Source organism: Fontimonas sp. FW305-C-3 (assembly GCF_058783185.1).
Genome location: NZ_JBYSYK010000002.1, coordinates 864,590 through 889,766, shown reverse-complemented (window position 1 = coordinate 889,766; position 25,177 = coordinate 864,590). Strand labels below are relative to the sequence as shown.

The 25,177-nt window shown below is 65.2% G+C and carries 24 protein-coding genes and 1 other RNA gene; 6 read left to right on the top strand and 19 right to left on the bottom strand.

The window, feature by feature from the left end:
* Positions 1-6: 6 nt before the first annotated feature.
* From metX to proC, 3 genes are read right to left on the bottom strand one after another with little or no spacing between them, the layout of a single operon-like run.
* Entirely contained in the window at positions 7-1,152 is a 1,146-nt protein-coding gene (gene metX / locus AC3WUF_RS10430) for a homoserine O-succinyltransferase MetX (protein WP_492425178.1), read from the bottom strand.
* Positions 1,152-1,718, bottom strand: coding sequence for a YggT family protein (locus AC3WUF_RS10425; RefSeq protein WP_492425176.1), 567 nt, complete (start codon positions 1,716-1,718; stop codon positions 1,152-1,154). Before AC3WUF_RS10425 ends, metX begins: the two co-directional genes overlap by 1 nt.
* A gap of 2 nt (positions 1,719-1,720) precedes the next feature.
* The gene (gene proC, locus AC3WUF_RS10420) at positions 1,721-2,539 is read right to left on the bottom strand and encodes a pyrroline-5-carboxylate reductase (protein WP_492425174.1); all 819 of its coding nucleotides are present in this window, start codon (positions 2,537-2,539) and stop codon (positions 1,721-1,723) included.
* A gap of 193 nt (positions 2,540-2,732) precedes the next feature.
* Here proC and ilvA point away from each other — a divergent pair, with 193 nt between their 5' ends.
* On the top strand, positions 2,733-4,250 hold the full coding sequence (gene ilvA / locus AC3WUF_RS10415) for a threonine ammonia-lyase, biosynthetic (protein WP_492425616.1): 1,518 nt from the start codon (positions 2,733-2,735) through the stop codon (positions 4,248-4,250).
* A 56-nt stretch (positions 4,251-4,306) separates the two neighbouring features.
* On the opposite strand, the gene AC3WUF_RS10410 is transcribed toward ilvA, so the two are convergent.
* The 8 genes from AC3WUF_RS10410 to sohB form a co-directional block, all read right to left on the bottom strand.
* A complete protein-coding gene (locus tag AC3WUF_RS10410; RefSeq protein ID WP_492425172.1) occupies positions 4,307-4,771 on the bottom strand; it encodes an EVE domain-containing protein in 465 nt (154 codons plus the stop codon).
* Entirely contained in the window at positions 4,756-5,310 is a 555-nt protein-coding gene (locus tag AC3WUF_RS10405; protein ID WP_492425615.1) for a 5-formyltetrahydrofolate cyclo-ligase, read from the bottom strand. Before AC3WUF_RS10405 ends, AC3WUF_RS10410 begins: the two co-directional genes overlap by 16 nt.
* 19 nt (positions 5,311-5,329) lie before the next feature.
* Positions 5,330-5,512, bottom strand: a non-coding RNA gene (ssrS, locus tag AC3WUF_RS10400) — 6S RNA.
* Between the two features lie 39 nt (positions 5,513-5,551).
* On the bottom strand, positions 5,552-5,872 hold the full coding sequence (locus AC3WUF_RS10395; protein WP_492425170.1) for a cell division protein ZapA: 321 nt from the start codon (positions 5,870-5,872) through the stop codon (positions 5,552-5,554).
* On the bottom strand, positions 5,869-6,063 hold the full coding sequence (locus AC3WUF_RS10390; protein WP_492425168.1) for a hypothetical protein: 195 nt from the start codon (positions 6,061-6,063) through the stop codon (positions 5,869-5,871). Before AC3WUF_RS10390 ends, AC3WUF_RS10395 begins: the two co-directional genes overlap by 4 nt.
* A gap of 130 nt (positions 6,064-6,193) precedes the next feature.
* Positions 6,194-7,600, bottom strand: coding sequence for a DegQ family serine endoprotease (locus AC3WUF_RS10385; protein WP_492425166.1), 1,407 nt, complete (start codon positions 7,598-7,600; stop codon positions 6,194-6,196).
* A 165-nt stretch (positions 7,601-7,765) separates the two neighbouring features.
* Positions 7,766-8,398: a YbhB/YbcL family Raf kinase inhibitor-like protein gene (locus AC3WUF_RS10380; RefSeq protein ID WP_492425164.1), complete on the bottom strand. Its 633-nt coding sequence runs from the start codon at positions 8,396-8,398 to the stop codon at positions 7,766-7,768.
* Between the two features lie 45 nt (positions 8,399-8,443).
* Positions 8,444-9,475, bottom strand: a complete 1,032-nt coding sequence (gene sohB, locus AC3WUF_RS10375; RefSeq protein ID WP_492425162.1) for a protease SohB — start codon at positions 9,473-9,475, stop codon at positions 8,444-8,446.
* Between the two features lie 150 nt (positions 9,476-9,625).
* On the opposite strand from sohB, the gene AC3WUF_RS10370 reads away from it, so the two are divergent.
* The gene (locus AC3WUF_RS10370) at positions 9,626-10,597 is read left to right on the top strand and encodes an OmpA family protein (protein ID WP_492425160.1); all 972 of its coding nucleotides are present in this window, start codon (positions 9,626-9,628) and stop codon (positions 10,595-10,597) included.
* A gap of 149 nt (positions 10,598-10,746) precedes the next feature.
* Here AC3WUF_RS10370 and hemH read toward each other — a convergent pair whose 3' ends face one another.
* The 7 genes from hemH to AC3WUF_RS10335 form a co-directional block, all read right to left on the bottom strand.
* A complete protein-coding gene (hemH, locus tag AC3WUF_RS10365) occupies positions 10,747-11,871 on the bottom strand; it encodes a ferrochelatase (RefSeq protein ID WP_492425158.1) in 1,125 nt (374 codons plus the stop codon).
* Between the two features lie 133 nt (positions 11,872-12,004).
* Positions 12,005-13,294, bottom strand: a complete 1,290-nt coding sequence (locus AC3WUF_RS10360) for an acetyl-CoA C-acetyltransferase (protein ID WP_492425156.1) — start codon at positions 13,292-13,294, stop codon at positions 12,005-12,007.
* Between the two features lie 113 nt (positions 13,295-13,407).
* Positions 13,408-15,273 (bottom strand): DNA helicase RecQ, encoded by a 1,866-nt coding sequence (recQ, locus tag AC3WUF_RS10355; RefSeq protein WP_492425154.1) that lies wholly within the window; start codon positions 15,271-15,273, stop codon positions 13,408-13,410.
* Positions 15,274-15,357: 84 nt separating this feature from the next.
* Positions 15,358-16,719 (bottom strand): acetyl-CoA carboxylase biotin carboxylase subunit, encoded by a 1,362-nt coding sequence (accC, locus tag AC3WUF_RS10350; protein ID WP_492425152.1) that lies wholly within the window; start codon positions 16,717-16,719, stop codon positions 15,358-15,360.
* Positions 16,720-16,750: 31 nt separating this feature from the next.
* A complete protein-coding gene (accB, locus tag AC3WUF_RS10345) occupies positions 16,751-17,206 on the bottom strand; it encodes an acetyl-CoA carboxylase biotin carboxyl carrier protein (protein WP_492425150.1) in 456 nt (151 codons plus the stop codon).
* A 20-nt stretch (positions 17,207-17,226) separates the two neighbouring features.
* Positions 17,227-17,673, bottom strand: a complete 447-nt coding sequence (gene aroQ / locus AC3WUF_RS10340; protein WP_492425148.1) for a type II 3-dehydroquinate dehydratase — start codon at positions 17,671-17,673, stop codon at positions 17,227-17,229.
* Positions 17,674-17,790: 117 nt separating this feature from the next.
* A complete protein-coding gene (locus AC3WUF_RS10335; RefSeq protein WP_492425146.1) occupies positions 17,791-18,309 on the bottom strand; it encodes a TlpA family protein disulfide reductase in 519 nt (172 codons plus the stop codon).
* A gap of 250 nt (positions 18,310-18,559) precedes the next feature.
* Between AC3WUF_RS10335 and AC3WUF_RS10330 the strand changes: the two genes are divergently transcribed.
* The 3 genes from AC3WUF_RS10330 (at position 18,560) to putA (ending at position 23,233) form a co-directional block, all read left to right on the top strand.
* On the top strand, positions 18,560-19,321 hold the full coding sequence (locus tag AC3WUF_RS10330; protein WP_492425144.1) for a sensor histidine kinase: 762 nt from the start codon (positions 18,560-18,562) through the stop codon (positions 19,319-19,321).
* Positions 19,322-19,328: 7 nt separating this feature from the next.
* Positions 19,329-19,970, top strand: coding sequence for a response regulator (locus tag AC3WUF_RS10325; protein ID WP_492425142.1), 642 nt, complete (start codon positions 19,329-19,331; stop codon positions 19,968-19,970).
* A 74-nt stretch (positions 19,971-20,044) separates the two neighbouring features.
* Entirely contained in the window at positions 20,045-23,233 is a 3,189-nt protein-coding gene (gene putA / locus AC3WUF_RS10320) for a bifunctional proline dehydrogenase/L-glutamate gamma-semialdehyde dehydrogenase PutA (RefSeq protein ID WP_492425140.1), read from the top strand.
* 4 nt (positions 23,234-23,237) lie between these two features.
* Here putA and AC3WUF_RS10315 read toward each other — a convergent pair whose 3' ends face one another.
* Positions 23,238-23,537 (bottom strand): hypothetical protein, encoded by a 300-nt coding sequence (locus AC3WUF_RS10315; protein ID WP_492425138.1) that lies wholly within the window; start codon positions 23,535-23,537, stop codon positions 23,238-23,240.
* Positions 23,538-23,767: 230 nt separating this feature from the next.
* On the opposite strand from AC3WUF_RS10315, the gene AC3WUF_RS10310 reads away from it, so the two are divergent.
* Positions 23,768-25,138 carry an MATE family efflux transporter gene (locus AC3WUF_RS10310; protein ID WP_492425136.1) on the top strand — a complete coding sequence of 457 codons (1,371 nt, stop codon included), beginning with the start codon at positions 23,768-23,770 and terminating at the stop codon, positions 25,136-25,138.
* Positions 25,139-25,177 lie beyond the last annotated feature (39 nt).

The window sequence follows — 25,177 nt, the reverse complement described above, 5'->3', positions numbered from 1 at the left end:
GCGGGCTCATGCGCCGACCTCGCTGGCGACGCGCGCCAGGTAGTCGCCGAGCACGCGCTGGTACTGCGGAATCGGCATCAGGAAATCGTCGTGGCCGAGCTGCGAGTCGATCAGCGCATACGAGCAATCGCGACCGGCGCGAACCAGTGCCTGGACGATCTCGCGCGAGCGCGCCGGCGAAAAACGCCAGTCGCTGGAGAAGGCGACAACCAGAAAGCGCGCGCTGGCCTTGCGGAACGCCGCGGCGAGGTCGTCGCCGAACTCGCGTGCCGGATCGAAGTAGTCGAGCGCCTTGGTCATCAGCAGATAGGTGTTGGCGTCAAAGCGATCGACGAAGGACTGGCCCTGGTAGCGCAGGTAGCTTTCGACTTCGAACTCGACATCGAAGTTGAACGTCGGCGCCGCCTTGAGATCGTTGCCGAACTTGGCGCGCATGGCGGCGTCCGACAGATAGGTGATGTGGCCGAGCATGCGCGCGAGCTTGAGCCCATGCGAAGGCACGACGCCATGTTCGTAGAAGCGCCCGCCATGAAAATCGTTGTCGGACAGGATGGCCTGGCGCGCGATCTCGTTGAAGGCGATGTTCTGCGCCGACAGCTGCGGCGCACTGGCGATGACGACCGCATGCGCGACGCGCTCGGGCAGATCGATGGACCACTGCATGACCTGCATGCCGCCGAGCGAGCCGCCGATGATCGCGGCCCAGCGCTCGATGCCGAGATAGTCGGCAAGCAGTGCCTGCGAGCGCACCCAGTCGCGCACGGTCAGCAGCGGGAAGTCCGGGCCGTACGGCGCGCCGGTTTCCGGATTGATCGTGTTCGGTCCGGTCGAACCCTTGCAGCCGCCGAGATTGTTCAGCGACACGACGAAGAAACGCCGGGTGTCGATCGCCTTGCCGGGGCCGATGGCGCTCTCCCACCAGCCGGGCTTGCTCTGGTCGGCATCGTGGTAGCCGGCCGCATGGTGATCGCCCGACAGCGCATGGCAGACCAGCACTGCATTGCTGCGCTCGGCATTGAGCGTGCCGTAGGTTTCGACCATCAGATCGTGGCGGTCGAGCTGACGGCCGCAGTCGAGCATCATCGCCTGCTCGATGGCGATGCGCCGGGGCGTGACCAGGCCGACGGAATCAGGCGGGAAGCTTTTTTCCACTAACGGAAGGCACCCGGCAGCGGCAGCAGGCGGTTGAGCACCTGCAGCAGGACGATGACGACCATCGGCGACAGATCCAGGCCCGACAGCGGCGGAATGATGCGACGCGCCGGTCGCAGCAGCGGCTCGTTGATGCTCCACAGCACATTGCTCGCCGGGTTGCTGACGCCCGGTCCGAGCCAGGACATGATCGCCTGGATGAAGATCGTGAACGTGTAGAGATTGACGAGCAGCACGGCAATCTTGAGCAGCGCGTACCACAGCGCCGACAACGGATCGAGGCTGGTGCCGTTGGGGGCGATGACCGAGAAGATCGAGAACACGTAGATCACCGCGATCACGACCACGACGATGGCCGCGGCGGTGTTGACGTTGCGCACGTTCGGCACGTAAGGCCGCATCCAGTCGGTCGGATAGCGCGTCACTTTCCAGATCAGCTGCGAGATCGGATTGTAGAAGTCGGCGCGGACCCACTGCAGCAGGATGCGCAGCATGAACGCCCACAGCAGCAGATCGAAGAAGGTCGTGACCAGGAACAACAGCGCGTTGGAGGCGTTGGCGCCCATGTTCAAGCCACCTGCTGGTCGAGTTGGGCGCCGAGCTCGGCGCCGCGCTTTGCTGCCGCATCCAGCGCGGCGTTGAACAGCGGCTGGATGCCCGCCGCGAGCAGATGATTGACGGCCGCTTCGGTCGTGCCGCCCTTCGACGTCACCCGGCGGCGCAGTTCGCTGACGTCGACATCGCCGCCGGCCATGCGCGCCGAGCCGATGAAGGTCTGTTCGGCCAGTTGCGCGGCGGTCTCGGCGGGCAGGCCGAGTGCGATGCCGGCTTCGCGCAGTACTTCGGTGAGCAGGAAGAAATACGCCGGACCGGAGCCGGACAGCGCGGTGACCGCGTCGAGCTGGGTTTCGGTATCGACCCAGACGCAGGCGCCGGCGGCATTCAGAACGGCCTGAGCCAGTTCACGCGCCGCGGCGCTGGTCTGCGCCGCCGCATAGAGTCCGGTGATGCCGGCCTGCAGCAGGGCCGGCGTGTTGGGCATGCAGCGAATGTAATGATGACCGTCGCCGAGCCAGCGTTGCAGGCTGTCGAGGCGCACACCGGCGGCAATCGAAATCACGACGGTGCCAGGGGCCAGCTTGAGGCCGCTGCAGACTTCCTGCATCTGTTGCGGCTTGACGGCCAGCACCACGGCCGCGGCACCGGCGGTCGCAGTCGCCGCATCGGTGCCGGCGCTGACGCCGAACTCCTGGCGCAGCCAGTTGCAGCGTTCGGCGCTGATCTCGACCACGCGCAGGCTGTCCGCCGGGCGACCGGCCGCACGCAGTCCGCCGATCAGGCTCGCTGCCATGTTGCCGCCGCCAATGAATGCAATGACCGGATGCATGAGCGTCAGGGTGGGGTGTTTGTCGGGTTCGTATGGGGCCAGGCCCCCGCTCGTACAAGGGCGGGCCCGGGAAGCTGCGCGGTATGATAGGGCATTGCATTGCCAAGCTCATCCACGTTGTCCGCCTGAAAAAGGCGCAGGGGTCCCCTTGAATCCGCCGTCCCGGGCCAAAGCCGCCCCCGAACTGTCCCGCCTGCTGGAAAGCTATCGCGCACGTATCGAAGCCGCGCGGGTCTACGACGTTGCCATCGTCAGCGCGCTCGACGAGGCGCCCAAGCTGTCGCAGCGTCTCGGCAATCGCATCCTGCTCAAGCGCGAGGACACGCAGGCGGTGCATTCCTTCAAGCTGCGCGGCGCCTACAACCGCATGGCGCAGCTCAGCGCCGCCGAGCGTGCGCGCGGCGTCGTCACTGCCTCGGCCGGCAATCATGCGCAGGGCGTTGCGCTGGCGGCCAAGAAGCTCGGTCTGACGGCCTGGATCGTGATGCCGCGGACGACGCCGGGGGTCAAGGTCGACTCCGTGCGTGCGCTCGGCGGCAAGGCGATCCTGCATGGCGATGCCTACGACGATGCGCGCGAGCACGCGCTGGGGCTGGCCGCCGAAAAAGGCATGACGCTGATCCACCCCTACGATGATCCGGACGTGATTGCCGGGCAGGGCACGGTCGCGCGCGAGATGCTGGAGCAGTGCGGCGATCTCGACGCGATCTTCGTGCCGGTTGGCGGCGGTGGCTTGCTCGCGGGCGTCGCGGCCTGGGTCAAGGCGGTGCGGCCCGGCATCAAGGTGATCGCGGTCGAGCCTGCGGATTCGAATTGCTTTCAGGCGGCGATGCAGGCCGGCCGCCGCGTCGTCCTGCCGCAAGTGGGACTGTTCGCCGACGGCGTCGCGGTCAAGCAGATCGGCGAAGAGAATTTCCGTGTCGCACGGCATCTGGTCGACGACTGCGTGACGGTCAGCGTCGACGAGATCTGCGCTGCGACGCGCGACATCTTCTACGACCGCCGCGCGCTGCCCGAACCGGCCGGTGCGCTGGCCGTTGCCGGCATCAAGCGCTGGGTCATCGAGAACGGCGTCAAGAACCAGAACCTCGCCGCGATCGTGTCCGGCGCCAACGTCAATTTCGACCGGCTACGCCACATCGCCGAGCGCGCCGAACTGGGCGACGACGCCGAGGTCCTGCTCGCGGTGACGATTGCCGAGGCGCCGGGTTCGTTCAAGCGCTTCCTCAAGCAGATCGGCAAGCGCGCGGTCACCGAGTTCAACTATCGCTACGCCTCGCCGCAGCAGGCGCACATTTTTGTCGGCATCAAGCTCAGCGACGGCGCCGAGCAGCGTGCCGCGCTGATCGACGGTCTGCGCGGGCATGGCTACGCGGTGGTCGACATGTCCGGTAACGAGATGGCCAAGGAGCATGTGCGCTTCATGGTCGGCGGTCGCTGTCAGGGCCTGCCCGACGAGCGCTTGTTCCGCTTCGAATTTCCGGAGCGCCCCGGCGCGGCGATCGACTTCCTGCAGGCGATCGGCTCACGCTGGAACATCTCGCTGTTCCATTACCGCAACCACGGTGCCGCCAATGGCCGCGTGCTGTGCGGCCTGCAGGTGCCGAAGAAGGAGTGGGCGGAGTGCCGGCGCACGCTGGATTCACTCGGCTACGACTACGCCGAGGAAAGCGACAACCCGGCGTATCAGCTGTTCCTGGGAACCGACTGAATTTCCTGTAGCCCGGGTGAAACCCGGGTTGCACCCGGGCTACACAAGACAGAATCTCAGCCGGCGAGCTTGAGCACGTAGTTCCAGTGGTCTTCGCGCACCGGGGTCACCGACAGGCGTGAGCCGGGCGCGAGCAGCAGCATGCCCTTCAGCTGCTTCTCGTGCTGACGCAGCGTCGCGAGGCTGACCGGCGCCTTCAGCTTGCGCTCGAACTTGACGTCGACCAGCAGCCAGCGCGGGTCTTCCCGATTCGATTTCGGATCATAGTGATCGGCCTTCGGATCGAATTGGGTCGGATCCGGATAAGCGTCGGATGCGATCGTCATGACGCCGACCACCGCGGGCACTTCGCAGCTGGAGTGATAGAAAAAGGCCTTGTCGCCCTTCTTCATCTGATCGCGGAACATGTTGCGCACCTGGTAATTGCGCACCCCATCCCATTTCTCGGTCTGCTTCGGGCGCGAAGCGAGATCGTCGATCGAGAAGCAGTCGGGTTCCGATTTCATCAGCCAGTAGGCCATTTGATTCCTCTTTCAGTGACGATGCCGTCGAGGCGCTGATCCCAGGGATCGCGCGGTACGGCAGAAACTTGTTGCAGCGACAGCGCCCAGCCCAGGCACAGCGGGCGTTGCGGCAGGCGTCGCTGGAGCTTGCGGTCGTAGAATCCGCCGCCGGTTCCGAGACGATAGCCTTGGGCATCGAAACCGACCAGTGGGACCAGCAGAAGATCGAGTGCCGCCAGCGGCTGGTGAATCGCGCGACCGGCAGGTTCCTCGATGCCGAAGCGATTGCGCCGCAGCGCGGTCGTCGGCGTCAGCGCGACGAACAGCATCAGGCCATCGCCGCTGATTCGTGGAACGAACACCTGCTTGCGTTCGGCCCAGGCTCGCTCGATCAACGGCTGGGTCGGCAGCTCGCTGCCGTAAGCGAGATACAGCGCCACGGATCTGGCCTGCTGCCAGCACCGCTGGCGGGTCATGTTCCGCAATGCTCGCCACGCGGCGCGCGTGCGCAGGGGCGCGGAAACGGCAGCGCGCCGCAACCGCAGTTCGCGGCGCAGCGCGCGCTTTAATTCAAAGGTGTCTCCCGCCTGTGCCGTCATCCGGTCACTGACCTTGAGACTGTAGTCTCAAGTGGGCACCGCGTCCTGCCATCGGGCTTCCCACTACGAGGTGGGCCTGCACGCCCGGCAGGGTTAAGTTCCCGGGGTTAATAAATAGGCTCAAGGGTTCCAGACCAGTTGTCGGACACCGCAGGAGACACGCGCACAGAATACCACCTGTGGCGGTACATGAGCTGAACTACTCGAGCGACAACGTCGAGTCGATATCGAGCGACAGCTGGCGCAGGCGCTGTACCGATTGCGGGCTGGCCGTGGCGACGCCTTCGACACCTTTGATTTCAAGCAGCTCGCGCGCAATGTTGAGCGCCGCCATCACCGCGATCTTTTCGGTGCCGAGCGCCTTGCCGCGACGGCGGATCGTCGTCATGCGCTCGTTCAGATAGTCGGCCGACTTGACCAGCGCTTCGTGCTCGTCCGGCGGGCAGACGACAGTGTATTCCTTGCCCATGATGCGCACGGTGACGCTCAGCGGCTCGTCTGCGGATTTCTGGATGCTCACAGTTGTTGCTCCGATTCGAGCGAGCGCACGCGATCGACGATGCCTTCGATCCGCCGCCGCAGTTCGGCATTGAGCGCCAGCAGGCGATCGCGTTCCTGCAGTGCGCGCTTCTGCTCCAGCCGCGTCTGCCGGTACGCAGCGAGCAGGCGCTGGATACGTTCCTCGAGCTGCTGGACTTCGGCGTCGATCATGGTGGCCAGAATACAAAAACTGCGGATGGTCAGTATACGGCCCCGCCGCGTCCGCCTGAAATGGGGTGCTGCAAACACAAAAGGGCGCCGGTTTGACCGGCGCCCTTTGCGGCGATTTGCCGATGCTGGGTTATTGCAGCAGCAGGAACATCGCACCCTGGCCACGCCGGACGTGCAGCAGCAGCTGGCCCTTGTTCTTGGCCAGCTCGCGGAACTCGTCCATCGTCGTCACCGGCTTGCGGTTGACCGACAGGATCACGTCGCCCTGACGCAGGCCGGAGCGCGCCGCCGGCGAGCCCTGCGCAATCGCCTGGATCACGATGCCCTGATCGGCGCCGCTGTTCTTGGCGCTGTCGTCGACCGGTGCGAAGGTTGCACCGGCAAGGCGCGGATGCAGCTCTTCGCCGGCCGCGGCGGCTTCGTCATCCTTGCCGATCGTGATCTTCAAGGTCTTCGGCTTGCCGTCGCGCAGCACCTTGAGCTCGACCGTTTCGCCGACCCGCATCAGGCCGACGATGTTGCGCAGCTGCGCAAAGGTTTCGATGTTCTTGCCGTTGGCTGACAGGATCAGATCCTCGGCCAGCACGCCGGCCTTGTCGGCGGGCGACTTCGGCAGCACGCGGGTGACGACCGCGCCATGCGCTTCCTTCAGGCCGAAGGCCTTGGCCAGCTCCGGCGTCAGGTCCTGACCGGTGACGCCGATGCGGCCGCGCTGGACCTCGCCGTGCTCGATCAGCTGCGACATGATGCCCTTGGCGGTGCTGACCGGAATCGCGAAGCCGATGCCGATGTTGCCACCGGAGCGCGAGTAGATCATCGACGGAATGCCAACCAGGCGACCGTTGAGATCGACTAGCGCGCCGCCGGAATTGCCCGGATTGATCGAGGCGTCGGTCTGGATGAAATCGCCATAGCCGTTGCTGACGCCGGTGCGGCCGAGCGCGCTGACGATGCCGCTGGTGACGGTCTGGCGCAGATCGAACGGCGAGCCGATCGCGACGACGAAGTCGCCGACCTGCAGGCCGTCGGAATCGCCGACCGGAATCGCGACGAGGTTGTCGGCTTCGACCTGCAGCACCGCGATGTCGGTGTCGGCGTCGCGACCGACCAGCTTGGCGTCGAACTCGCGGTCGTCATTGAGGCGAACCTTGAGTTTCGTCGCCTTCTCGACGACATGGTTGTTGGTCAGGATGTAGCCTTTCGCGGCATCGACGACGACGCCCGAGCCGACCGACTGGAACTCGCGCTCCTGCGGTTGCGGCGTATCCGGCATGCCGAAGAAGCGGCGGAACATCGGATCGTCCATGAACGGGTTCTGCTGCTGCTCGATCTCGCCGGTGACGGCGATATTGACGACGCCGGGCATGACCTTCTTGAGCATCGGCGCCAGCGAGGGCATGCCCTGCGACGAGGGCGCGGTCAGGGGAATGTCGGCATGCGCCGCGGGCGGCGCGCCGGACAGCATGAAAGCTGAAGCCAGTACCGACGCCGACACTGCGATCGGCGCAAAGATCTTCACGGCAAATTCTTTGGACATCGTCTTCCTTCTCGAATCGGGTCTGCCGGTGCGGCAGCGGCGCTAAGACAGCGGATGTGTGTGCGAGTTTCCCAGCCGGTTCATCGGATGCCGGTCCGGCCGGGTTCACGCACAGTTCACGGTGATCGCGGTGAACTGAGCGTGAATTCGCGGGGTCATTACGGGTCAGCGCAGGCGAATGCGCGGGTTCAGACTGTAGCGGCCGACGATGCTGGCGCGGTCGAGAATGTGTCCCTGCAGTGCGGCACGCAGGTCCGCCAGCTTGAATCCATCGGCGAGCTTGCAGTGCTCGAGGTCGGTCGCCAGGACCTCGAACGTATAACGGTGCGCGCGTGCGTCGTTCCAGGGCGGGCAGGGGCCGTCATAGCCCAGATAGGTGCCGGCCATCTGCTGGTCGCCGGCAAACCAGCCGCTGTAGTCGTTGACGCCCTGGCGGCTGCCGGCCGGGCCGGCCGGCTGCGACTTGCCGTGGGCGACGACGCCAACAGAGCAGCTGCCCTCGGCGATCTCGTGCAGCGATGCGGGAATGTCCACCATCAGCCAATGCACGAATTCGGCGCGCGGCAGTTCCGCGGGCACTTCGCGGCCAGCCTGGTTGACGTCGTCCGGGCGGGTCGGGGCGTCGCTGTCGATGCAGGTCAACACGAAGCTGCGGGTGCCGGCCGGCGCACCCGACCATTGCAGATGCGGATTGCGGTTGTCGCTGAGGCTGACGTGAGTGCGTGGCGATTGCACCGCGAAGGCGCAGCGGCCCGGAATGCGGCCGTTCGGACGGAAGCTGGTGCTGGTGAGTTTCATGTCATCTGTCCCATGCTTTCTTATTGAGTGGAGAGGCTTGCGACATCACTGCCAGCGCGCGTTGGCGCTGTCCTGCAGGCCGCGGCGCAAGCCGCTGCCGACGCGAACCATGCCGCGAGACAGGCGATCCGACAAGGACTTGCGGCGCTGGAACTGCAGTTCGATCAATTCCGCGCTGTCGACCCGCTGCATCAGGAAGTCGTCGCTGGTTTCGATCGCATCGACCAGCTTCAGTTCCAGCGCCTGCGAGCCGAACCAGTGCTCGCCGGTAGCAACTCTGGCGAGATCGAGCTGCGGGCGGTGTTCGCCGACGAATGCCTTGAACAGCGCGTGGGTCTGGTCGATCTCTTCCTGGAATTTCTCACGCCCTTCTTCAGTGTTCTGACCGAACAGCGTCAGCGTGCGCTTGAACTCGCCGGCGGTATGCAGTTCGTAATCAACATCGAGCTTCTTCAGCAGCCGGTTGAAGTTGGGCAGCTGCGCGACGACGCCGATCGAACCGAGCACCGCGAAAGGGGCGGCAATGATGCGATCTGCAACGCAGGCCATCATGTAGCCGCCGCTCGCCGCGACCTTGTCGACCGAGACCGTCAGGCGCACGCCGCGCGGCTTGAAGCGCGCCAGCTGCGAGGCGGCCAGGCCGTAGGCGTGAACCAGGCCACCTTCGCTTTCCAGGCGCATCAGCACCTCGTCGCCGTTCTCTGCAACTTGCAGGATGGCGCTGACTTCCTCGCGGAGCGACTCGGTGGCGTGGGCGTGCAGATCGCCCTTGAAGCTCATGACGAAGATGCGCGGCTGGCGGGTGGCGGCGCCTTTCTGTTTCGCCTTGGCCTCCTTTTTGCGACGCTTTGACAGCTGCTTTCGCTCGGCGTCGCTGGCGATCGATTCGCGGATGCCGTCGGCGAGGCCCTGAAACCTCGCGTTCAGGTCTCGTACGTCCAGCTGCTCGGGCATGCGGATCGAGTTCAGCTGACGTACAGTGTTGATTAGCATAGTAATGATCAACAGAAGCACGATCACGATGGTCGCCGATTTGGCGAGAAAGATCAGATAGCTGTCCAAAAAGCTGTTGAGCATGGTTTCTGATGCAAAAATGTAAGGCGGACGGTATGATAGCCGGACGATATGGGTAAGCTGCCGAAGAAATGGGCTGCCCGTAGCAAAAAATTGTAAAAGAATTAAGTATTTGTTTACTTGACCGTTCAGGGATTTGACGAGGGCGTCTAAATGAAAGTTAGGGGATATGTTGTTGCCGCTGCTGTGATGGCGACCGTGCCGATGGTGGCGTCTGCAAATGACGTCTATCCGAAGTTCACGCTCTCGGGCGGCTACTCGCACTCGTTTGCTGATAGCGACCGCGAAACGGACGACGGTATGGGCTTCTTCGTCGGCGCCGGCGTGCCGATCACGCGCTACCTGAACATCGATTTCAGTGCTTTCCAGCACAGCTACGATTTTGAAACCGGCTCGGGTGACGTCGAAGAGAACGGCTACAAGGCCGACTTCCAGTTCGTCTATTCCCGCGCCCAGCTGTTCCAGCCGTATGTCGGCGTGGGCGCTGGTTACCTGCGTACCAAGGTCGACGGTGCTGGCAGCGCTGGCGAGTCGTTCTTCGACGCTGGCGTCGGTTTCCACAGCTACCCGTTCAACACCACGAAGATCGGCCTGCTGGCTGATGCTCGTTACCGCTGGATGGACGACGACGCTTTCGAAGACAAGCTTGAAGACGTGATTGTTCGCGTCGGCTTCATCGTTCCGTTCGGTTCGGCTGCCAACACCGTTGCCGATGCGACCAGCACGACCAAGCCGACCAAGGGCACGGACGTGAAGACCCTGGGCGCCGAGCGCCGCTTCTCCGACGTTCTGTTCGGCTTCGACCAGTCGACGCTGACGCCGACCGCTCAGACCACGCTGGACAACGCCGCCTCGACGATCAACGAACTGGCCGAACAGCACCCGTCGCTGAAGGTCAAGGTCGATGGTCACACCGACTGGGTCGGCACCGATGGCTACAACCAGGCTCTCGGCGAGCGTCGTGCGAATGCGGTCAAGCAGTACCTGGAGCGTAAGGGTGTTGCTTCGGATCGTATCGACACCACCTCGTACGGCGAATCCAAGCCGGTTGCGACCAACGAGACGGATGAAGGCCGCGCGCTGAACCGCCGCGCCGAAGTCCGCACCACGGCTGAGAAGGAATAAGCCGCAGGTAGTCGGTAGCAAAACAAAACCCCGCTGCGTGAGCAGCGGGGTTTTTTTGTGCCTGATGCTTTTGAAGAAGCCGGCGGGAACGCCGGCGCTTCTGGGTTGAAACGACCGAGCCGACGCGGCTGCGGTCGAGGCGGCTGAAACTACAGCGTGGGTGCGATGCGCTGGCCTGGCTGTCTGCGTCCGCTGGAAGGGGCGGCGGCTTCGAGCGTTGGCGCTGGCCGCGCCGCCGGACCCGCTGCCGCGGCGGGGGGCTGCCACCCGGCGATGCTGCGCGACACCAGATCCGCCAGCGCTTCGATGTGCAGCGGATCGGTGTTGAGCGCGGGCACGTAGCGCAGCGCCTGACCGCCGGCACTGCGGAAATCCTTGCCGTAGCGAAGCGCGACTTCCTCCAGGGTTTCCAGACAATCGGCCGAGAAACCCGGGCAGATCACATCGAGACTGCGCACACCCGAGCGGGCGAGGGCGGTGACGCGCTCTTCGGTGTAGGGCGATAACCATTGCGCGCGACCGACGCGCGACTGATAGCTGACGCTCCATTGCCCGGCAGGCAGTTCGAGCGCCGCCGCCAGACGCCGGGCGGTCTCTTCGCAGTAGTCGAAGTACGGATCGCCGGCGTCGCAGTATTGCTTCGGAATCGAGTGGAACGACAGCAGCAGGTGCTCGCCTTGTCCCTGCACTTCCCAATGGGTGCGCACCGAGGCGGCCAAGGATTCGATGTAGAGTTCCTCAGCGTGATAGCTGTGGATGCTGCGCAGTTCCGGAATCCAGCGCTGCCGGCGGTAATGCGCCATCACCGAGTCCAGCACCGCTGCGGTGGTCGTCGCGGAATACTGCGGATACAGCGGCAATACAAGAACGCCGCGCGCGCCGCGCTGCTCGAGTTCCTGCAGCGCCGATGCAATCGAAGGCTTGCCATAGCGCATGCCCAGCGCGACCGGAATCTGCGCGCCGAGGTGTTCCTGTAGCGCGGCGCACTGCCGGCGGCCGATGGCCAGCAGCGGTGAACCGTCCTGGGTCCAGATGCTTTCGTAGGCGTGCTGCAGGCGCCGCGGCCGGAACGGAAGCACGAAGCCGTAGAGAATCGGCAGCCAGGCAGCGCGTGGAATCTCGACAACGCGGCGGTCGCTGAGGAATTCACGCAGGTAGCGGCGGATCGCCGATGCTGTGGGCGCATCCGGCGTGCCGAGATTGACGAGCAGCACGCCGACGCGGCCTGCCGGTGTGGATTCAACAGCGGTATCGAAGTCAGGTGTTTCGTTCATTGGATCATTCTAACGGCCGTGCTTGTTGTGCGCCCTCGGTACCAGTGCACAGACCATGCCGCGAAGTTCTTCGGTCGCCCATGAAAAAGGCCCGGTTTCCCGGGCCTCTTGTTCAAGGTGCGCAGTGCAGCGATCAGGCGCGTTCGACGATCGCCGTGACGCCGAGACCGCCGGCGGCGCAGATCGAGATCAGGCCGCGACCGCCGCCGTTCTCGTCGATGATCTTCGCCAGCGTCGCAAGGATGCGGCCGCCGGTTGCGGCAAACGGGTGACCGGCGGCGAGGCTGCCGCCCTTGATGTTCATCTTCGAGCGGTCGATCGAGCCTAGCGGCTTGGCGAGGCCAAGGCGCTCCTTGCAGAACACCGGGTCTTCCCAGGCCTTGAGCGTGCACAGCACCTGCGCGGCGAAGGCTTCGTGGATTTCATAGAAGTCGAAATCCTGCAGCGTCAGTCCGGCGCGCGCGAGCAGGCGCGGCACGGCGTAGGCCGGCGCCATCAGCAGGCCTTCCTTGGTGCTGCCGGCGAAGTCGACGCCCGCGGTTTCGGCATGCGTGAGGTAAGCCAGCGGCTTGAGGCCATGGGCGGCGGCCCACTCTTCGCTGGCGAGCAGGACGGCGGAGGCGCCATCGGTCAGCGGCGTCGAATTGCCGGCGGTCAGCGTGCCATTGCCGGACTTGCGGTCAAAGGCCGGGCCGAGCGACGCCAGCTTTTCCAGCGAAATTTCCGGACGCAGGTTGTTGTCGCGATTGAGGCCGGCGAACGGCACGATCAGATCGTCGTAGAAACCGGCTTCGTAGGCGGCGGCCGCTTTCTGGTGCGATTCGTAGGCGAGCAGATCCTGGTCCTCGCGGCGGATCTTCCATTCCTTGGCCATCACTTCGCAGTGCTGGCCCATGCTCATGCGCGTGCGCGGTTCGCCATTGGTCGGCGTGGCTGGGGCGAGCATCGACGGGCGGAACTTGGCGAGCGCCTTCAGACGCTGGCCGGTGGTCTTCGCGCGGTTGGCTTCGAGCAGGATCTTGCGCAGCTTGTCATTCAGCGCGATCGGCGCGTCGGACGTCGTGTCGACGCCGCCGGCCATGCCGGATTCGATCTGGCCGAGCGCGATCTTGTTGGCGACGTTGATGGCCGCCTGCAGGCCGGTGCCGCAGGCCATCTGCACGTCATACGCGGCGGTGTCCGCCGACAGGCCGGACGAGATGACCGACTCGCGGCACAGGTTGAAATCACGCGAATGCTTGAGCACGGCGCCGGCGGCGACTTCGCCGAGACGTTCGCCATGCAGCTGGTAGCGGTCGACGACGCCCTTGAACGCGGCGGTCAGCATGTCCTGGTTGGACTTGGTCGAATAGGCAGTGTTCGAACGCGCAAACGGAATGCGCGCGCCGCCGAGAATGGCGACTTTGCGACCCAGGGTTTTCATGGCGATGCTCCTGAAAGGGAGGAAAGGAAGGTCTATGCGGCGGATTATCCGGGCGGGTGCCGGAACTGCCTATTGCCGTTGCGCCAGCGGGCCTGGACTCTGCGGGCGGATGGTCAAGCGTCGTCGATGCCGTGGGTTGCGATCAATTCGGTGAACGCCGGGCCGTACAGCTCCAGCTTCTTGTCGCCAACCCCGGAAATCTGCGCAAATTCGGCCAGAGTCATGGGCTTGTGCTCCGCCATCGCGCGCAGGCTGGCGTCGGAGAAGATCACATAAGGCGGCACTTTGCGCTCGCTGGCGAGTTGCTGGCGCAGCGTGCGCAAGGCGCTGAACAGGCCGCCGGCATCCGCAGCGGCATTGGCCTGCTGGTTCGCAGTGCGCCGGCCCTTCGGCTTGGCGCGCTCATCGGCGGCGCGCTGGACGATGACCTTGCGCCCGTTCTTGAGCACTTCGAGGCTCAGCTCGTTGAGGCGCAGGACCGGAAAGCCGTCCTGGGTTTCGGAGATCAGATTCCGGTGCAGCAGTGTGCGGACGAGCATGCGCCAGTCGTCCTGCGTGCGTTGCTTGCCGATACCGTAGGTCGACAATGACTCGTGGCCGTTGGCGCGGATCTTCTCGGTCTGCGCGCCGCGCAGCAGGTCGATGATGTACGCGGCGCCGAAGCGCTGGCCGCGCTGCGACAGGCGGGCGATGCAGGACAGGAACTGCTGCGCCTCGAGCGTCCAGTCTTCGGTCGTGCGCGGGTCGCAGCAGTTGTCGCAGGCGCCGCAGGGCGGTTCGAAGTTCTCGCCGAAATAGCGCAGCTGCACGGCACGGCGGCATTCGGTCGCTTCGGCGTAGTCGAGCACCTGACGCAGCTGCTGGCGGGCTAGGCGTTGCTCCTGCTCGAGCGCCTCGCCGGTTTCCGGATCGACCTTCTGCGCAATGAGGAATTCGGCGGTGCGGATGTCGCCCGGCCCGAAGTAGAGCGTGCAGCGCGCGCTGTCGCCGTCGCGGCCCGCGCGGCCGGCTTCCTGGTAATAGCCTTCGATGGTGCGCGGCAGATCGTAGTGAACGACCCAGCGCACGTCGGGCTTGTTGATGCCCATGCCGAAGGCAATTGTCGCGACGATCACCTGCGCGTCGTCGCGGATGAAGCGTTCCTGGTGATCCTGCCGCGTACCTGCATCAAGGCCAGCGTGGTAGGGAAGGGCATCGATGCCGTCGCCTTGCAGACGATAGGCGACTTCCTCGACGCGCTTGCGCGACAGACAGTAGACGATGCCCGAGCCGCCGCTGCGCGCCTGCGCGAGCAATTCGTCGTAGCTGCGCTTGTCGCGAAAGCGCACTGCGTAATGCAGGTTGGGCCGATTGAAGCTCGCCACCTGGACGCGCGCGCGCTGCAGATCGAGCTGGACGACGATGTCGTGCCGCACACGCTCGGTCGCTGTCGCCGTGTAGGCCCAGCACGGAATGTCCGGCAGGCGCGCGCGCACGCTGCCCATCTGGCGATATTCCGGACGGAAGTCGTGGCCCCATTCGGACACGCAATGCGCCTCGTCGACGACCAGCGCGGCGATGCCGACGGTGTCCTGCAGGCGGCGCAGGAAGCCCTCCAGAAATTCCGGCTGCAGCAGGCGTTCGGGCGCCAGGTAGAGCAGGGTGATGTTGCCGGCCAGCAGTTCGCGTTGACGCCGGTTGCTCTCGGCGGCATCCAGCGTCGAGTTCAGGAAGGTCGCTGGGATGCCCATGTCCGCGAGCTGGCGAACCTGGTCCTGCATCAACGCGATCAGCGGCGAGACAACCAGCGTAACGCCACGGCGCAGTAGCGCCGGCAGCTGGAAGCACAGCGACTTGCCGCCGCCGGTCGGCATGATCGCGAGCAGGTCCTGGCCGTCGAGCGCGGCGCGCACGACTTCTTCCTGGCCCGGCCGAAAGCTATCGAACCCGAAGCGATGCTTGAGGGTTTCGTACAGCAGCTTGCTCTGTTGGTCGCTCATGCGTTCCCCCTCCCAGAAGAACTGCCTAAGCAAACCCCCGGCTCTGGGCCGGGGCCTGTCGTCACAGATCGAATCCGGCGCGCCTTATTCTTCGGACGCCCAGTCTTCGAGCATGTGCTCCATGTAATGAATGTGATGCGTGCCCGCCTGGTAGACCGGGTCGGACATGATCCGGCGCTGCAGGGGAATGTTGACCTGGATGCCTTCGATGATCATCTCGGCGAGCGCCTGGTTCATCCGCGAGATCGCCGATGCCCGGCTCGGGCCCCAGACGATCAGCTTGCCGATCATCGAATCGTAATGCGGCGGCACGCGGTAACCGGTGTAGCAGTGCGAATCGAGTCGCACGCCCGGACCGCCCGGCGCGTGGTACTTCTTGATCTCACCCGGCGACGGTGTGAAGTTGCGCGGATGTTCGGCGTTGATGCGGCACTCGATCGCGTGGCCGCGGAACTCGATGTCGGACTGCTGCAGCGCCAGCGGGCGGCCATCGGCGATCGAGATCATCTCGCGGATCAGATCGACGCCGGTGACCATTTCGGTGACCGGATGTTCGACCTGGATGCGCGTGTTCATCTCGATGAAGTAGAACTTGCCGTCTTCATAGAGGAACTCGAAAGTGCCGGCGCCGCGATAGCCGATGCGCACGCAGGCGGCGACGCACAGCGCGCCGATCTCCGCGCGCTGCGCCGGCGTGATGCCTGGTGCCGGTGATTCTTCGACGACCTTCTGGTTGCGGCGCTGCATGGAGCAGTCGCGCTCGCCAAGGTGAATGGCATTGCCCTGGCCGTCGGACAGCACCTGGAACTCGACGTGGCGCGGCAGCTCCAGGTACTTCTCCATGAACACGGAGGAGTCCTTGAAGGCGTTGAGCGCTTCGGTGCGGGCGATCGTGATCTTGTTGATCAGCTCGTCCTCGCTGCGCACGACCTGCATGCCGCGACCGCCGCCGCCGGAGACCGCCTTGATCAGTACCGGATAGCCGACCTTCGCGGCAATCGCCAGGCACTCGGCATCGTCGTCCGGCAGGATGCCGTCGGAGCCGGGCACGCAGGGTACGCCGGCGGCAATCATCGCGGCCTTGGCGTTGGTCTTCGAGCCCATCAGGCGGATCGTTTCCGGCCGCGGGCCGATGAAGATGAAGCCGGATTTCTCGACCGACTCGGCGAAGTCGGCGTTCTCGGACAGGAAGCCGTAGCCCGGATGGATCGCGTCGGCCTGGGTGATCTCGGCGGCGGAGATGATCGCCGCCATGTTCAGGTAGCTGCGTCCAGCCTGCGGCGGGCCGATGCAGACGGCCTCGTCGGCGAGCTTGACGTGCTTCTGCTCGCGGTCGGCAGTCGAGTAGACCGCCACCGTCTTGATGCCCAGTTCGCGGCAGGAGCGCAGGATGCGCAGCGCGATTTCGCCGCGATTGGCGATCAGGATCTTCTTGATTTCTTTCATGGCGCTTTCGTTCTCGCGAGAGTCGGCTGACTCACTCGATAACGAATAGCGGCTGGTCGAACTCGACCGGCTTCTCGTTCTCGACCAGGATTTCGACGACGACGCCGGAGATTTCGGCATCGATCTGATTGAGCATCTTCATCGCTTCGATGATGCACAGCGCCTGGCCGGCCTTGACCGTCTGGCCCACTTCGACGAACGGCTTGGCGGCCGGCGACGGCGAGCGATAGAAGGTGCCGACCATCGGTGCGCGGACGACCTTGCGGTTGTCCGGATTCGAGGCCGGCGCCGCGGCAGCGGCGCTGGGTGCGGCGGCTGCGGCCGGTGCTGCCACCGCGGCCGGTGCCGGCGCAGCAACATACTGCACCGGCGGTGCCAGCGTCTGGCGGGCGATGCGAACCGACTCTTCGCCTTCGCGGACTTCCAGTTCGGAAATGCCGCTCTGTTCGACCAGCTCAATCAGGGTCTTGATCTTGCGCAGATCCATGGTGCCCTCCGGGGGCTTTGTTAGGGAGTCGCGGCCAGACGCTCGTGCGCGGCCAGCAGCGCCAGGCGATAGCCCAGCGGTCCGCAGCCAGCGATCACGCCCGCCGCGACATCGGATAGATAGGAGTGCCGGCGGAATTCTTCCCGCGCGTGCACGTTCGACAAATGGATTTCGATGAACGGGATCGCCACGGCCAGCAGGGCATCGCGCAGCGCAATGCTCGTATGGGTGTAAGCGCCCGGATTGATCAGGATGAAGCGGGTCTGGTCGCCGCGTGCCTGCTGCACGCGATCGACCAGTTCGCCTTCGTGGTTGCTCTGGAAGCTGCGTAACTCGTGGCCGAGCGCAGTCGCTTCCTCACGCAGGCCGCGCTCGATGTCCGCCAGCGTCTGGTGACCGTAGACGCCGGGTTCGCGCGTGCCCAACAGATTGAGGTTGGGCCCGTTGATGAGGAGCAGGGTAGACAAGCGGTCGCGTCACGATGGGGTTTTCCCCATTCTGCACGAAGCGGCGCGAACAATACAAGATGGCAGCAGTTGACTGCAGATCGCTGCAGATTTTGTCAGATTTGTCTGATCTGAAGATCAGGGGCCGAGCTTGCTGGTAATCAAGGTTTCCAGCGATTCAGCGGTCAGCGCGCCGAGCACCGTTTCGGCGATCTGGCCTTCGGGATTCAGCAGGACGCTGTACGGCAGCGCGCCACGCTGGTTGCCCAGCAACTCCATCGCTGCGCTGGCGCCGTTGAAGTCGGCGCTGACGGGGTAGTTAATCCCAAAATGCTTGACCGCGGCAAGCACCGGCTCGCGCTCATCGAGCGCCGGGCCGATCAACTGCAGACCGCGATCGGCGTATCGCTTCTGGATATCGACCAGCAGCGGCAGTTCGTCCATGCAGGGCGCGCACCAGGACGCCCAGAAGTTGATCAGCACCCAACGGCCTTTCAGCGCCGCGAGCGAGTGCGCCTTGCCGTCCACGTCGGTAATCACGATATCCGGCGCCGGCGTGCCCGTGAGCACCTGCGGTTTGACCAGCCAGTGGTAGGCGGCGAAACCGCCCAGGCCGGAAACCAGGGCGAGCGCGAGGACAATCAGAAGGCTGCGCATGAGCGGAGGGACGGAACGTTGGAGGCTAGGGAATCGACCGTGTGGCCTGGTCGAAGTTCTGGGCGCGGACGGGCATTGTCGCCCAGCGGCGATCGCTCTGCTTGCGCAGTGCTACTCGACACTGTCGGGCCGGCCGTGCTTCACTCGATTTCGTACAGGCCGGCGATGCTCGAGCGTCGCGGCTGATCGTACGCAACATCTCGGGAAACAGCAGCCACTTGATCTACCCCCTGTCACCGGACCGCGCCACTTGACGCTGATCCAGACGCTGTCCACCACCTTGTTGCTTGCGCTGTGCGCATTGCTGGTCGTCAGCCTGTTCTGGCTGCGCGCGCGGCGCGCCGGGGCCGTGTCGGCGCGGGTGATCGCCGAACAGAAGCAGCGCGAAGGCCGTGAACGCGAACAGATCGCGGCGCAGGAGCGCGCACAGATCTTCCGCGACCTGCATGACGATATCGGCGTGAAACTGCTGGCCTTGCTGCACACCGTCAACGACGTGCGCCATGCCGACCTCGTCCGCTCGATCATCTACGACCTGCGCGACATCGTCTCGCGCTCGCGGCGGCCGCCCGGCACCCTGCTCGAAGTGCTGGCGCAGATCCGCGACGAGATGGAGGAGCGCCTCGAGGCCTTCGGCGTCATCCTCAGCTGGCGCCAGGGTTCCGAAGTGCCTGACGTCGCAATCGCCGCGCCGAGCGCGATGAACCTGTTCCGCTTCATGCGCGAAGCGGTCACCAATGCCATCCGCCATGGCCGCGCGCACACGATCGTCGTGATGCTGGACTGCCTGGATGAAGTCTTTACCTTGCAGATCGCCAATGACGGCGGCGGCTTTTGGCGCCCCAATCCGGGCGGCGCGGGTACGCTGGGCATGCAGGAACGCGCGGCGTCGCTGGGCGGCGCGGTACAGTGGTTGAACGAACCGGAGGGCGGCATCAAGGTCGTTCTGAGCCTGCCGCTTTCGGCCGTTGCGCAGATGTTCAAGACACCTGTCGCCCCACTCGGCTCATAATGGCGCCATGAAGAAAATCGAGCGGGCACTGGTCGTCGAAGACGTCGCCTCCGCGGCGGCCTGGCTGACGGGTCTGTTGCAGGATGTGTTCGCTTGCGAAATCTACGTCGCCGCCTCGGTGCGCGAAGGCCGCCGCAAGATGACGATGTACCAGCCGGACCTGGTGCTCGTCGATCTCGGTCTGCCGGACGGTTCCGGCATCGAGTTGTTGCGCTACATCGCCCAGCACTATCCGGACTGCCTGCGTGTCGTCACGACGATCTACGCCGACGACGACCACCTGTTCGCCGCGCTGCGCGCCGGCGTGCAGGGTTACCTGCTCAAGGACGAACCGGCCGCCAAGGTGCGCCGCGCGCTCAAGAGCATTGCCGACGGCGAACCGCCGCTGTCGTCGCTGGTTGCGCAACGCATGCTGGCCGCCTTCGGCGCGCCGATGCATTCGGCCGAGTCCGGAGAAGAATCCCTGTCGCCGCGCGAACGCGAGGTCCTGACCCTGATCGCCAAGGGCATGCGGCTGCCGGAAGTGTCGGAATCGCTCGGCATCAGCCGCAATACCGCGGCCGGCTACATCAAGTCGGTCTATCGCAAGCTCGGCGTGTCGTCGCGTGCCGAAGCCGCGCTCAGGGCTGCGGATCTCGGTCTGATCTAGGCAGCGGGAAACTCCTCAGGGGCGGGGCAGGCTCGCCGCATAAGATTGTCGTCCGCCCCCTCGCAGGAGTTGGTATGGACGCCCCATTTGTCAGTGCGAAACCGCTGCCCGCACGCGACGCCCTGCGCAGTGCGATCAGCGCGCATTATCTGGCCGATGAAACCCAGCTGATCAACCGCCTGCTGGCGATTGCCGAGATGGCGGCGCCGGTCGTCGAGAGCGTCGCCAGCCGCGCCGCCGACTGGGTCGCGCGCGTCCGCAAGCTGCGCGACGAGCAGTCCCCGCTGGATGCCTTCATGCAGCAATACGACCTGTCGTCGGAAGAAGGCGTGTTGCTGATGTGCCTGGCCGAAGCGCTGCTCCGCATCCCCGATGACGACACCGCCGAGAAGCTGATCGCCGACAAGCTGGCGAACGCCAACTGGGAAGCGCACCTGGGCGAGAGCGACTCGCTGTTCGTCAATGCCTCGACCTGGGGTCTGATGCTGACCGGTCGCATCGTCAAGCTCGCACCGGAGACGACCGGCAACTTCCGCAACGCGATCAACCGCATGATCGGCAAGTCGACCGAGCCGGTGATCCGCCTCGCGATCCGTCAGGCGATGCGCATGATGGGCTCGCAGTTCGTCATGGGCCGCACCATCCAGGAAGCACTGCGCAATTCGAGTTCGCGCGCGCAGCGCAGCTATCTGCATAGCTACGACATGCTCGGCGAAGCGGCGTTGACCGCGGCGGATGCGGAGCGTTATCTGCAGTCCTACGAGAAGGCGATCGCCGCGATCGGCGCCAGTGCCCAGGCGACACGCGACACCTCGGTCTTCATGCGGCCGAGCATCTCGGTGAAACTGTCTGCTCTGCATCCGCGTTACGAGCTCGCGCAGCGTCAAAGAGTCCTGGCGGAACTGCCGCCAAAGCTGTTGCGTCTCGCCCGTCTGGCCAAGGATCACAACATCGGTCTCACCGTCGATGCCGAAGAAGCCGAGCGCCTGGAGCTGTCGCTGGATGTCTTCGAGCGCGTCTTTCGCGACGAAGCCCTGGGTCTTTGGGAGGGCATGGGTCTCGCCGTACAGGCATTCCAGAAGCGTGGCCTGTTCGTCATCGACTGGCTGGAGCAGTTGGCGCGCAGCGCGGGCCGCCGCATTCCGGTTCGCCTCGTCAAGGGCGCGTATTGGGACAGCGAGATCAAGCGTTCTCAGGAGCAGGGGCTTGCCGGTTATCCGGTGTTCACGCGCAAGGCCAACACCGACGTCGCCTATCTGGCCTGCGCGCGCCGTCTGCTCGCCGCGCGCGACGCGTTCTATCCGATGCTGGCAACCCACAACGCCCACAGCATCGCTGCCGTGACAGCCTATGCCGGCGATGTGCAGATGGTCGACGGCAGCAGCCGCATGCAGAGCGGCGGCTACGAATTCCAGCGTCTGCATGGCATGGGCGAGGCGCTGTACCGGGTTGTCGGCGAGGACTTGTCGATACCCTGTCGCGTCTACGCGCCGGTGGGTTCGCACGAGGATCTGCTGCCGTATCTGGTGCGACGCTTGCTGGAGAACGGCGCGAACACCTCGTTCGTCAATCGCATCTTCGACGATCAGGTCGCGCCGGCCGAGCTGGTTGCCGATCCGATCGCCGCGGTGGCGGCGCTGGCGATCAAGCCGAACCCCGCATTGCCGATGCCGGTGGATCTGTTCGGTGCAACGCGGCGCAATTCGATGGGCGTCAATCTGGCCGACGAGCGCGAAGTCGCCGAGTTGCAGCGCAGCCTGATCGAGGCGCGTCCGGTGGCGCGCGCGCAATCGCTGCTGGCCGTCGGAGCTGCGGACGGCGGCGCTGTGCATGCGGTGCGTTCGCCGGCGGATCGGCAGACGCTGGTCGGCGAATGGCTCAGCTGTGCGCCGGCACGTGTCGAGGCGGCCGTCACCGCGGCGCTGGAACATCAGCCCCGCTGGGATGCACTGCCGGTGGAGCAGCGCGCGGCGATGCTTGAACGCGCTGCAGATCGCCTTGAACAACGCCGCGACGATGCCTTGCGCCTGCTGATTCTCGAAGCCGGCAAGACCATTCCCGACGCGATTGCCGAGGTTCGCGAAGCGGTGGATTTCCTGCGCTACTACGCAAGACTCGCGCGTCAGACGATGGCCGGCCCGGTGACGCTGCCGGGGCCGACGGGGGAGCACAACGAATTGCAGCTGCACGGCAAAGGCGTCTTCGTCTGCATCTCGCCGTGGAATTTTCCGCTGGCGATCTTCATCGGCCAGATCGCCGCCGCGCTGGCGACCGGCAACACGGTGCTTGCGAAGCCCGCCGAACAGACCAACCTGATTGCCGCGCACGCGGTCGGCATCCTGCATGAAGCGGGTGTGCCGCGCGAGGCGCTGCAGCTGCTGCTCGGCGCCGGCGAACTCGGCGCCGCGTTGACCGCCGATCCGCGTATCGCCGGTGTGGTCTTCACCGGCTCCAGCGAAGTCGCGCAACTGATCAACCGTTCGCTTGCTGCACGCCGCGGGCCGATCGCGACATTGATCGCCGAGACCGGCGGGCAGAACGCGATGATCGTTGATTCCTCGGCGCTGCCCGAGCAGGTCGTCAAGGATGCGATCGCCTCGGCCTTCCTGTCCGCCGGGCAGCGCTGCTCCGCGCTGCGCGTGCTCTACGTCCAGGAAGATATCGCCGACAAGACGATTGCGATGATCAAGGGTGCGATGAACGAGCTGCGCATCGGCGATCCGGCCGTGCTGACGACCGATATCGGTCCGGTCATCGACGAAGAGGCGCGTGCACGTCTGGATGCGCATGCGGCAGCGATCCAGCGCGAAGGTCGCTTGATTGCGCAGATGAGCTTGCCGGCCGAATGCCAGGCGGGAACCTACTTCGCGCCGTGCGCCGTTGAGATCAAACGCCTGGACCAGTTGAGCAGCGAGCACTTCGGGCCGATGCTGCATGTGATCCGCTATCGCGCCAGCGAGCTCGACGCGGTGATCGCCGCGATCAATGCCAGCGGTTACGGGCTGACCCTGGGCGTGCATTCACGCATCGAATCCACCTGGCGCCGGGTGCAGGCGCTGGCGCGGGTCGGCAACTGCTATATCAACCGCGGCATGACGGGCGCGGTCGTCGGCGTGCAGCCGTTTGGCGGCGAGGGTTTGTCGGGTACCGGGCCGAAGGCCGGCGGGCCGCACTATCTGCTGCGATTCGTCATCGAGCGCACGCTGACGGTGAACACGGCGGCGATGGGCGGCAACGCCCGGCTGCTGGCGCAGACCGCGTAAACGCTTAGATTCCTTCCGCGCGCGAAAGCTCGGGGGCGCTGAGCTGGCAGTCGAGCTTGAGGCCGCGGGTTTCGTTCGAGAAGCAGGTACGCAGCGTGCCGCTGCGGATCGGCTTGAGGGTGCTTGCCGGGCGATGCTGCGCTTCGTTGCCCGTGGCGAAGGCGTCCTGCAGCAGCGGCCACTGGCCGCCTGCGCCGCTGAGCCAGGCGCCGCTGAGCGTACCGCCAACGAACAGTGCAAGGACCTGAAGGCGCTTCAAGCGCGTGCGGTTTCGGAATTGCGATTCGTCGTAGATGCGCAACATGGCGGGCCCCGGAGATCAGGCGGCCAGTGGAACGCATGCCGGTGTCAAAAAGCCGACGTTCCGGATGAACGGAGAAATCGCGCCGACAACCGTCGCTTGCACGAAAATGGAGCAGTCGCGATGGCGCCGACCCGGCAGCTCGCCGCATAATCGCGCCCCCCGCCGGCCCGCCGCCGGGTCTGCTGCGGCCGTTTTCCGTCGGCTGCAGTGATCACCTCCAGGATGCACCGATGCTGCTGCGCTCACCCGCCTTACGCCAGGAACTTCGCGCGAATCTGCGCCTGGCGCTCCCGATCATCGCCACCCAGATCAGCTTCATCGGCATGGGGACGGTCGATACCCTGGTTGCCGGCCGTTATGGTCCGGGTGCACTCGCGGGCGTGTCGGTCGGGACCAATGTCTGGTTTCTGATGTTCGTGCTGTTCAGCGGCATCTTGATGGCTTGCTCGCCGATCATCGCGCAGCGTGTCGGCGCCGCCCGCGATCCGCAGGAAACCGGCACTTTCGTCCGTGCCACTGCGGTCTTCGCCTTGGGCCTGGGCGTGCTGTGGTTCCTGATCATGCAACTGGCCGTCACGCCGGTGCTGGCGCTGATGAACCTGCCGGAACCGGCGCATGGTTATGCCGTGCAGTACATGCGGGCGATTGCCTGGGCGGCGCTGCCGTCGAGCCTGTGTTTCCTGGGCCGCAATGTCGCCGAAGGTCACGGCCTGCCGAAGGTCGCGCTGGTCGCTGGCCTCACGGGTTTCAGCGTCAACGCTTTTCTCGCCGTGGCGCTGACTTATGGTCGATTCGGATTTCCGGAAATCGGCCCGGTCGGTTGTGCCTGGGCGACGGTCGTCGCGACTGTGACGATGGTCGTGGTCTACGTCGTGAGCTATGCGCGTGAGCCGCGGCTGAAGGCGCTGCAGGTGTTCCGCCGCGGCTGGCCGCAGTGGCACGGCGAAGGTTGGGAAGTGATGCGCCTGGGCCTGCCGATCGCGGCGATCCTCGCCGCGGAATCCTGGATGTTCAACATCGGCGCGCTGCTGATGGGGCGTTTCGGTGCGCACGTGGTCGCGGCGCATCAGGTGGCGATCAACTTCGCCGCGCTGTCGTTCATGGTGCCGCTGGCGATCGGTTACGCGACGACCGTGCGCGTCGGTCTTGCGGTCGGCGCCGGCGACCACGCCGCGGCGCGCTTGCGTGGACAGGCCGGCATCCTGCTCGGCGTCGGCTACTCGATGATGTCGGCGAGTGTGATGGCGCTGGTTCCGACGTTGATCGTGCTGGCTTACACCAATGAGGCGGACGTGTCGGCCATCGCGGTGCATTTCCTGTACTTCGCCGCCGTGTTCCAGATCGTCGACTGCATCCAGGCCACGGCCAATGGCGCGCTGCGCGGTATCAAGGACACCCGCGTGCCGTTCCTGATCACGGTGCTGGCCTACTGGGTCGTCGGCATGCCATTCGCAGTCTGGCTGGCGTTTTCGACGGAGCAGGGACCTTTTGGCGTCTGGTGGGGGTTCATCGTCGCGCTGGCGATCGCCGCGCTGGGCCTGTCGTGGCGCTTCCTGCGCAAGACGGCCCGCGCAGATGACCGCGTCGTGACGCACGCCTGAGCGACACGTAACTCGCGGTTCTGTGCTTATGCCTTGAAC